This is a genomic window from Stenotrophomonas sp. 278, assembly GCF_003935715.1.
Lineage (GTDB): Bacteria > Pseudomonadota > Gammaproteobacteria > Xanthomonadales > Xanthomonadaceae > Stenotrophomonas > Stenotrophomonas maltophilia_AH.
Map to the genome: position 1 here is coordinate 1 of NZ_RHPP01000147.1, position 9,438 is coordinate 9,438.

The window sequence follows — 9,438 nt, forward strand, 5'->3', positions numbered from 1 at the left end:
GCTGCAGCGTCTGCGGCCGGAGCCACACTGCCGTCCGGGGCCAGGCCATCCACCGCTTCGCTGGTGGCCGGCAGGGTCACCTTCACCTCGAACATGTACGGCAGCGAGGCGATGTCGGCGATGGTGGTCGGCTGCTTTTCCTTGTCGTCTTCCGGCTTCTTGGCTTCGATGACCGTGAGTTCCGGCTTGGTCATCCAGCCCGAACTTTCCAGGTTGCGCATGTAGGCGCTGACCCGGGCGTTGGACTGGGTACGTCCGCCCAGGGTGAGGATGTCGCCTTCCTGCTTGACCGAGGTCAGCACCACGCCTTCCGGAATGGTGCGCACCAGCGAATCGAACAGGTGCACCATCTGCGAACGCTTGGCCTGCAGTTCCTCGATCACGCGCTTGCGTGCCAGCAGGCGGTCCTTCTGGCGGTCCAGGCGCTCGATTTCCTTGTTCTGCGCCTTGACCAGGTCGATCTCGGTCTGCAGATAGGTATTGCGATCACCCTGCCCGCTGATCTGGCGGTCGTAATAGAACCAGATCAGCGCCGAGAGCAGCACGCCACCAATGGCGGCGAAGCCCAGCATGGTCATGAACTCGCGCTGGCGTTGCTTGCGCCGTTCGGCGCGCCAGGGCAATAGATTGATTCTTGCCATCAGTCGAAGCTCCTCAGCGCCAGACCGGTGGCGATCATCAGCGCCGGCGCGTCCTGGGCCAGGGCATGTGCCTGCACCTTCGGACCCAGCGTCATCTGTGCCAGCGGATTGGCCACGACCGTGGCCACGCCCAGCTGTTCCTCCACCATTTCCGGCAGACCGGCCAGTGCCGCACAACCGCCGGCCAGCACGATGTGGTCGACGCGGTTGAACTCGCTGCCTGCGTAGAAGAACTGCAGCAGGCGGCTGATCTGCTGGACCGTGGCTTCCTTGAACGGCTCCAGCACTTCCACTTCGTAGCTTTCAGGCAGTCCGCCCTGGCGCTTGGCCAGGCCGGCTTCCTCGTAGGTGAGCCCGTAGCGGCGCATGACCTCGTCGGTCAGCTGCTTGCCGCCGAACACCTGTTCGCGACTGTACAGGCTGCGCCCACCGCGCAGGACGTTGAGCGTGGTCATGGTGGCACCGATGTCCACCAGGGCCACCACGCCATCGCTGGCGATGGGCAGCTCGCTGGCCACCAGGGCAAAGGCGTTTTCGACCGCGAAGGCCTCCACGTCCATCACCTTGGCGGTCAGACCGCCCAGTTCCAGCGCCGACTGGCGCAGCTCCACGTTCTCCGAACGCGAGGCCGCCAGCAGCACCTGGACCATTTCCGGGTTGTTGGGGATTGCGCCCAGCACCTCGAAGTCGAGGTTCACTTCCTCGATCGGGTATGGGATGTAGTTGACCGCCTCGAGTTCGACCTGGGCTTCCATGTCGTTCTCGTCCAGGTCCGCGGGCATCGGGATGAGCTTGGTGATGACCGCCGAACCGGCCACCGCCGCCGCAGCGTGCTTGGCTTTGGTTCCTGAACGGTTCACCGCGCGGCGGATGGCCTCACCTACGGCCTCCACTTCCACGATGTTTTTCTCCACCACCGCATTCGGCGGAAGAGGTTCCACGGCGTAATGTTCCACACGGAAACGGTTACCGCTGCGGGAAAGCTGCAATAGCTTAACCGCAGTCGAACTGATGTCGACGCCGATTAGCGGCGTCTGGCTTTTTGGGATAAGCCCCACGGTTTCTCCCCTGCCGACGGGCACTTGAGCGCAACACCTGCGCCCGCGCATTAATAACGTTTTTTTTTCAAATCGCAACCGCCAAGCTGCAAAACGCGCACTACGACACGTTTTACGGCTCCCCAGACGGTTCTCGACTTGGCTCCCCAGGAACAGCCCCAGCCGTTCCCTTGCGTAATCTATACTCTGCGGCCACGAAATTCGCAATCGGAATCTGTCACTGATGACACGCTTTCGCCGCTGGCTGCGCTGGTTGCTGGTCGCCTTCCTGGTCCTGGCACTGATCGGCGCCGCCGTCGCAGGTGGCCTCTACTACGCCATTTCCTCCAAGCTTCCGGACGTGCAGGCCCTGCGCGACATCGAGATGCAGGAGCCCATGTACGTCTACGCCAGTGACGGCCAGCTGATGGCGGTCTTTGGCGAGTCCCGGCGCATCCCGATCACCATGAAGGACGTCCCGGAGCGCCTGAAGCAGGCCTTCCTGGCGACCGAGGACGCCCGTTTCTACGAGCACGGAGGGGTGGACTACAAGGGCATCGCCCGTGCGGTCTGGCTGCTGGCCACCACCAACGACAAGCGGGTGCCCGGCGGTTCGACCATCACCCAGCAGGTGGCCCGCCAGTTCTTCCTGAGCTCGGAGTACAGCTACACCCGCAAGCTGGCCGAGATCCTGCTGGCGCGCAAGATCGAGCAGGAGCTGAGCAAGGACGAGATCTTCGAGCTGTACCTGAACAAGAGCTTCTTCGGCAACCGCGCCTACGGTGTGGCCGCGGCAGCGCAGTTCTACTACGGCAAGGAGCTCAAGGAACTGGATCTGGATGAAATGGCCTCGCTGGCCGGCATCCCCAAGTTCCCGTCCAGCGGCAACCCGATCAGCAATCCGGAACGTGCCCGCGAGCGCCGCGACTACTACGTACTGCAGCGTATGGCCAACCTGGGCTTCATCACCCAGGCCGAAGCCGACGCGGCCAAGGCCGTCCCGATGCACGCCAGCGCGCACGAGCCGCCGGTGCAGGTCGAGGCTCCGTACGTGGCCGAACTGGTCCGCCAGGAGATGATCGCGCGCTTCGGTGGCGACGTGGTCAACAAGGGCTACCACGTGACCACCACGATCAATGCGGAGATGCAGACCGCGGCCAATCTGGCGGTGCGTGACGGCCTGCTGACCTACGATCACCGCCATGGCTGGCACGGGGTGGAAAAGCAGGTGCCGGTCACCGCGGCCGATGACGCCGCGGCGCTGGCCACCCACCTGCGCTGGATGCCCTCGCAGGCGGGGCTGCTGCCGGCGATCGTGTCGGGTACGGCGGCCGACGGCAGTGCCACGGTGGTGCTGGCCAACCGCACCGAGATCACGCTGCCGGCCTCGGCGGCGAAGTGGACCAACAAGACGCCCGCCAAGCTGGTGCAGCGTGGCGACATCGTGCGCGTGCGTGTCGGGGCGAAGGACGGCGAGTGGCTGCTGGACCAGATTCCGCGCGGGCAGTCGGCGCTGGTCTCGCTGGACGCTGAAAGCGGTGCCCTGAAGGCGCTGGTGGGTGGCTTCAGCTTCTCTGGCAACAAGTTCAACCGCGCCACCCAGGCGCGCCGCCAGCCGGGTTCCAGCTTCAAGCCGTTCGTGTATGCCGCGGCATTCGACAAGGGCTTCAACCCCGCTTCGATCGTGCTGGACGCCCCCGTGGTGTTCCGCGAGCGCGGCGGCAAGACCTGGCAGCCGCAGAACGACGGCGGCGGCTTCCGCGGACCGATGCGCCTGCGCGAGGCCCTGGTGCAGTCGCGCAACCTGGTCTCGGTGCGCCTGCTGGACGGCATGGGCGTGGATTACGCGCGCAAGTACATCAGTGAGTTCGGCTTCGCCGAGGCAGAACTGCCGCCGAACCTGTCGATGTCGCTGGGTACCGCTTCGCTGACCCCGTTGTCGATCGCTCGTGGCTACGCCGTGTTTGCCAATGGCGGCTCGCGCGTGGATACGTGGCTGATCGACCAGGTCAACGACCGTGATGGCAACCTGGTGTTCAAGGAAAACCCGGCCCTGGCCTGCCGCGACTGCGCCGGTACCAGCAATGGAGCCCCGGTGAGCCAGGTGGTGGATGGCTTCAACTTCGGCGCAGCGCCGTCAGCCGCTTCCGCGGCTCCCGCAGCGGCCCCGAAGCCGGCCGAACCGGCAGCCCCGGTCAACCCGGACGCGCGGGTTGCGCCGCGGGCGATCGACGCACGCACGGCCTACCAGCTGGTGTCGATGATGCGCGACGTGGTCCAGCGCGGTACCGGTACGGCGGCCAAGGTACTGGGTCGCGAGGACGTCGGCGGCAAGACCGGTTCGACCAACGACCACCGCGATGCGTGGTTCTCCGGCTTCGGCGGTCGCTATGTGACCACCGTGTGGGTCGGCCGCGATGACTTCCGGTCGCTGGGCTACCGCGAGTACGGCGGCCGCGCCGCCCTGCCGATCTGGATCGACTACATGCGGGTGGCGCTGAAGGACACCCCGATCATGCAGAACGAGCCGCCGCAGGGCATGGTCCAGGCCACGCTCAACGGGGCTACCGAGTGGGTGAAGGTCGAGGACATGGAGAAGCTCGAGGAATACGACTTCAACACCCAGATCCCGCAGGCCGACGACGCCGCCTTCGACATCTTCTGATCGTCGTTTTCGTCGACGTTCGACACCTCATGCTGCGCCGGGCCCTGCCCGGCGCTTTTTTCTGGTGCCGTAGAGCCACGCCCTGCGTGGCTGCGCCTCCGTCTGGCACCGCGAAGCCACGCAGGGCGTGGCTCTACGCACCTGTCACAGCAACCGTGTAAAGTCCCCACAAGGTCGTACCAGGGGAGCATCGCTCATGCATCGTGCCCGTCAGCATGCCGCCAGCCAGACCCGCGAGCGCCGTCATAGGCTCGCCCACGAAGCCGCCCGGCTCATGGCCGAAGGCGGGATCCGCGATTACCACCAGGCCAAACTGAAGGCCGCCGCCCGGCTCGGCATCCATGACGATGCCTCGTTACCGCGCAACACCGAGATCGAAGACGCCCTGCGCGAACACCAGCGACTGTTCGCCGGTGCCGGGCATGGCGAGCAGCTTCGCGAAAAGCGCGAGGCCGCGCTGCGTGCGATGGAGTTCCTGCACGGGTTTTCGCCACGTCTGTGCGGACCGGTGTTCGATGGCACCGCCGATCAGCACAGCCCCGTGCAGCTGCAGCTGCATACCGACGAAGCCGATGCGGTGCAGTACTTCCTGGAAGAACATGGCGTCCCGGCCGAGTCGCGCATGCGCCGTCTACGGCTGGACCGGGAACGCACGCTGGATGCGCCGGTGTGGGTGTTCAGTGCCGAAGGCCTCACCTTCGACCTGGCCGTCCTGCCCTTCGATGCCCTGCGCCAACCGCCCCTGTCGGCGGTTGACGAGAAGCCCATGCGCCGCGCGTCCAGCGCGCAACTGCGCGCCCTGCTGGCCGAGCAGGAGATGGACGGCTGGCTGGGCGACGGTTGAGTCACCAGCCCACGCCGATCCCTATCGCCACGGTGCGCTCGCCGCCGCTGCTGAAGGCCCCGTTGAGACTGAAGGTGGTGGCCGCGCGACGGTCGAGCACGCGCTGATAGCCCACCGCCAGGGCCGATTCACCGTCTGCGTGGCCGACACCTGCGCCCAGCCGGTTCCAGCTCGGCAACCCGGCCGTGTTCATGGCCATCGCCGCCTGCGCGCCGCTCATCGCGGCCATGCGGTTAAGGCGGCGGTCCAGCCGCTCGGTCCGCTCGTCCAAGCGCCTTTCAACGGATGACACTGCCTGGTCCGTATAGGCGTTGGCCCGGTCTACCGCGGCTTCAACTGCACGGGTGTCCACCGGCCGCACCGCAACCGCTGGCGACGGCCCGGAAGGTGGTGTGGCAACACGCACGGGGTCTGCTGATGCCGGAACGATCCGGCCATCGACACCGTCCCCCCCCTCCCGGGGTGCCGCGCCAAGATCATCCACGCGCTGATGCAGCACGGTCGTCGCGGTTTCCAGTGCCTGGCGGGTGCCGCGCAGGCCTTCATCCAGTTCACCCAGCGCCCCGGCCACGGTGCCGTGGCGTACGCCCAGCACGCTGAAATGACGACCCGGCACCCGACCGTCAGCGTCAACTTCGCCGATACCGAGCAGGCCGGACACGCGATTGAGCTGGTGCACCGTGACCGCGTCATGTGGGGCTGCGCCCGGCATCACGTTGACGATCCGGCGCAGCATGCCCTGCCCGCCCACCGACACTTCCATGCGCTGGGTGGCCACTGAGCCGTAGCCGATGGCCACGCTGTTGTAACCGCCCTCCCGGACCTGGGTGGAGGCCCCGATCGCCAGTCCGTTCTCGGCCACGACCATCGCCCGGGCACCCAGCGCGAAGCCGTCGGCCGCCTGCTGCTGGACGTAAGCGCCGCGACCGACCGCCACCGAGTTGGTGCCATGCGCCCAGGTATAGGCCCCCAGGGCGGTAGAACCGTTGCCCTCCGCGCGCGCGTCGCTTCCGTACGCACTGCCGAGGTGGGCGGCCAGCGCCGGGCGACTCAGATCATCCGCGCCCACTTTCGCGTACTGGGCGGCGTGTTCCAGCAACCCCATCCGTTTGTGCGTGGCGAACAACTGCGCCCCATTGATGCCGTCCCGGCTGTCCGGCCCGACCTCCCCCTCGCCCAGGCCGACCAGGCGGGCTCCGCGCAGACGCACCGTCTGGTCAGGCGCAAAGCGCAGCAGGTCGTCCGTGTCGTTGCCGGCAGCGAGTACGCTCACTGTTTCGCGCAGGGTGGCGATGTCATCGCGGTTTCGGGCGATCAGCGCCTCATTGGCACTCACCTGCGGCGACACATCCGACAGCCCGGAGTCCGCCTGTACCTGGTGCACGTGATGCACGCGCTCACGGCGCAGCGTGCCGACAGCCCCCAGGCCCACCGCCAGTCCGCCCGCCAAGGCGCGCGCGGGTGCCGCAGGCGACGGCACCATCGCGTCGGCTGTGCCGCTCTCCTCCTCGGTTGTCGGCTCGGTGACGTGCGGCGTGCTGGCCATCGCCGCGCCGCTGCTCAACGGGCCCAGCAGCAGCGCGAATGTAAAACGGACTGGATCGAACAGCTTCATGCAGCTTCCTCATTCGGGTCAGGAGAATCGGCCACCGGTGCCACCACGCCACCGGGGTCCGCACGCAGCGTCTGCTGGTGTTCCCGGTAGCCGTCACGGCTGAGGCGGTAGTACACGTTCACGCGCGCATCGGCTGCCGGCTCGAATGGCAGCGGCACCGCATCGCCCGGATAGACGCTGCGTTCGACGCGGTGCGCCTGGCAATGCGCTGCCACGCAGTGCTCCACCCGCAGTACACCCAGTCGCAGGCTGCCCTGGTTGCGCAGCGTGCTTCCCTCCACCTGCAGCGCAGCACGTCCCTGCGGTGGCAGGACGTTGACCAGCACGCCCCAGACCAGGCTGACGCCGATCGTCGCGCTGGCCGCTCCAGGCGGTGCAGTCGCATCGCGCTCCTCCGGCGGCGGCACCGCTTCGAAGTAGACGCGCAGTGCGGTTTCCTCCGCGACCGGATCCAGCGCGATCACCCGCACCAGTCGACTGCCCCCGGCCGCCAGCGCGAACCGGGTCGGGGTCACTGCGATGGCGGCGGACTCGCCAGCCGCCTCATCGATTTCCCGCTCCTGCGCCGTGCCAGGGTGAAGTACGCGCTTGACCGTGGCGCGGATGTACTGGGGGCGCGTCGACTGCGAATGAACCCTTACGCCGGCCGCTCTGTCCGCCTCCACGTGCACCCGCATGGGATGCACATCCAGGTTGGCGCGCGCACTCAGCGGCAACAGCAGAAACAATGCGGTCAGATATCGCGGCAGCATGGTGGGCTCCGGTAGGTTCAGGGTCTGCGAGTCGGCAGGCGCATGCGCAGGACGAGATCACCCTGGTAGCGCCCATGGCGCTTGTCTGCAGCAGGCACGCGCGGCACCCGCAGGGTCATCACCATCGGTACGCAGTACACCGGGTGGGGAAGTCCGGGCAGGGTTACCGCGCGCAGCGGTGCGCTGTCCATGCCGTCCAGGGTCACTTCGGCATGGTTGTCCAGCTCCCACTCACGCTCACCGCGATGCAGACGCAGGCGGTAGTCGATGCGGTCCTGCGGCCCCTGGCCGCCACCTTCATGCCAGATCGAAAAAAACGGATCGGCCCCACTCTGACGGGTCGCATGCGCACTGAGCAGCACGTGCGGACTGTGGGCCCCGACCCCGTCATACAGACACAGCTCCAGTTTCGCGCTGCCGCCGATGCTGGCTGGCAGCGGCAGCGCACGGTAATCAAGTGGAAGCTGGAGCCTTCCGCTGGAGGTGCCGAACGCCGGCAGGTGGAGCGTGGCCCGCGCAGGGTCAATGACGGCGATCTCCAGCACGAACTCGTGGCGGCCCACCAAGGCCCCGCCGCTGCGGCGCAGGTCCAGGTGCAGCTCGCCCTGCCAGCGACCGGCCACCAGCTGCACGATCTCCGACGCCTCCAGGACGAGCATGGCGGCCGTACCGGTCGGCGCGATGTGGCAGTCGCGATGCTCCGATGTCCACAGGGGAAAAATGGCTTTGTCCCAGTAGTCATCACTGCAGTTGCGCTCCCATTCGATCCGCTCCAGCGAACCGCTCAGTGCCAGGGCGATGCGCTGGCCGCTGCGCTGCTCCCTGAACTCCAGCCACAGCGGGGCCGGCCCGACCGGGCCCTGGCCGGTATCGGCCTGGGGACAGCGCCCGCGCGCCGGATCATCGGTACACGTCACGTGCAACCGGCCGTGGCCCTGCGCACTTTCGCCGTACCCGAGCACCGTGCGCGCTGCCCAGAGTTCAAGCCCTTCCGGCGCGGAGCGGTCAAAGCCGTGGGTGAGGGTCACCCGGGTGACGCCGCCCGGCGGCTCAGTCACTGGAGGGCGCTGTGCATGGGCAGCGGTCGAGGCCAGCAGGACCAGCACCAGCAGCAGGGCACGCACGATCATGGTGCGCCTGCGGTGCGATCTGGCAGCACCGGCAGCCGGGCCGACAGCAACCGCTGCACGCGTGGCTGGGCGATGATCGACGCCGGCAATTGTGCGTCAGCGAGCGCGGTGCAGGTCACGGTACCCACCCGCAGAAGCGCGACCCGGCGTTCACGCACCTGCAGCGGGCAGCGCAGAAGGCGTCGGTCCTGCAGCAGGTACAGCCACGGCTGGCGTTGATCGAATTCGGCCAGGAAACCGCCATCCTCGCCCAGCCCTGGCACAGCGGCATTGAGGATGGTGGCAGCCGCCAGGGCGTGCCCCGCCTCGTCATGGGCCGTCCCGAGATAGGCGTAGGTCGTCTCCACGGCGACCGGCATCAGGATCAGCCGACCTGGCGGCAGAAACGGTTTCAGCTCGGTACCCACTCCTGTGCGCAGCGCGACTGCCGATGCTTCGGCACTGATGTCCTGCACACGCACGTGGTGGCGCTGGTAGCCGCTGAGCGGTAGCAGCCGACGCTCGCCAAAGTGCAGGGTGTGACGCCGGCTGCCGCCTGCCTGCACTTCCGCTGCCGGCCCTCGCAGCGAGGGATCGGTGCCGTTTTCCGGATCAACGGTGACCACCACGGCGGCGTCGGCCCCGTCTGCCGCGCCCCAGTAGATCCCCTGCGCTGACAGCGCCAGTGCCGCGCTGTGGTGGGCACTCCACGACAGCCGCTGCGCCTCGGGCGTGTGTGCCAGCGCGAGCGTCGCGCCGCCCTGCCCCCAGGGCC

8 protein-coding genes are annotated in these 9,438 nt (G+C 67.5%); 2 read left to right on the top strand and 6 right to left on the bottom strand.

The window, feature by feature from the left end:
* A partial coding sequence (locus EGJ34_RS18380; protein ID WP_125361909.1) for a PilN domain-containing protein occupies window positions 1-641 on the bottom strand: 641 nt, incomplete at its 3' end.
* Window positions 641-1,699, bottom strand: coding sequence for a pilus assembly protein PilM (locus EGJ34_RS18385; RefSeq protein ID WP_125361910.1), 1,059 nt, complete (start codon window positions 1,697-1,699; stop codon window positions 641-643). The genes EGJ34_RS18385 and EGJ34_RS18380, both read right to left, overlap by 1 nt.
* Before the next feature lie 223 nt (window positions 1,700-1,922).
* Between EGJ34_RS18385 and EGJ34_RS18390 the strand changes: the two genes are divergently transcribed.
* Both EGJ34_RS18390 and EGJ34_RS18395 read left to right on the top strand, forming a co-directional pair.
* Window positions 1,923-4,343, top strand: coding sequence for a penicillin-binding protein 1A (locus tag EGJ34_RS18390; protein ID WP_125361911.1), 2,421 nt, complete (start codon window positions 1,923-1,925; stop codon window positions 4,341-4,343).
* A gap of 196 nt (window positions 4,344-4,539) precedes the next feature.
* A complete protein-coding gene (locus EGJ34_RS18395) occupies window positions 4,540-5,187 on the top strand; it encodes a hypothetical protein (RefSeq protein ID WP_125361912.1) in 648 nt (215 codons plus the stop codon).
* 1 nt (window position 5,188) lies between these two features.
* Here the strand turns inward: EGJ34_RS18395 and EGJ34_RS18400 are convergent, their stop codons facing one another.
* The 4 genes from EGJ34_RS18400 to EGJ34_RS18415 form a co-directional block, all read right to left on the bottom strand.
* Complete coding sequence (locus EGJ34_RS18400; RefSeq protein WP_125361913.1) at window positions 5,189-6,802, bottom strand: YadA-like family protein; 1,614 nt, start codon at window positions 6,800-6,802, stop codon at window positions 5,189-5,191.
* The gene (locus tag EGJ34_RS18405; protein WP_125361914.1) at window positions 6,799-7,554 is read right to left on the bottom strand and encodes a fimbria/pilus periplasmic chaperone; all 756 of its coding nucleotides are present in this window, start codon (window positions 7,552-7,554) and stop codon (window positions 6,799-6,801) included. The genes EGJ34_RS18400 and EGJ34_RS18405 overlap by 4 nt, the downstream gene beginning before the upstream one ends.
* A gap of 17 nt (window positions 7,555-7,571) precedes the next feature.
* Window positions 7,572-8,684 carry a CfaE/CblD family pilus tip adhesin gene (locus EGJ34_RS18410; protein WP_125361915.1) on the bottom strand — a complete coding sequence of 371 codons (1,113 nt, stop codon included), beginning with the start codon at window positions 8,682-8,684 and terminating at the stop codon, window positions 7,572-7,574.
* A partial coding sequence (locus EGJ34_RS18415; RefSeq protein ID WP_185750241.1) for a CS1-pili formation C-terminal domain-containing protein occupies window positions 8,681-9,438 on the bottom strand: 758 nt, incomplete at its 5' end. The genes EGJ34_RS18415 and EGJ34_RS18410, both read right to left, overlap by 4 nt.

Coding starts and splice junctions, on each gene's coding strand:
- EGJ34_RS18390 (WP_125361911.1), top strand. CDS start 1,923: ATGACACGCTTTCGCCGCTGGCTGCGCTGGTTGCTGGTCGCCTTCCTG.
- EGJ34_RS18395 (WP_125361912.1), top strand. CDS start 4,540: ATGCATCGTGCCCGTCAGCATGCCGCCAGCCAGACCCGCGAGCGCCGT.
- EGJ34_RS18400 (WP_125361913.1), bottom strand. CDS start 6,802: ATGAAGCTGTTCGATCCAGTCCGTTTTACATTCGCGCTGCTGCTGGGC.
- EGJ34_RS18405 (WP_125361914.1), bottom strand. CDS start 7,554: ATGCTGCCGCGATATCTGACCGCATTGTTTCTGCTGTTGCCGCTGAGT.
- EGJ34_RS18410 (WP_125361915.1), bottom strand. CDS start 8,684: ATGATCGTGCGTGCCCTGCTGCTGGTGCTGGTCCTGCTGGCCTCGACC.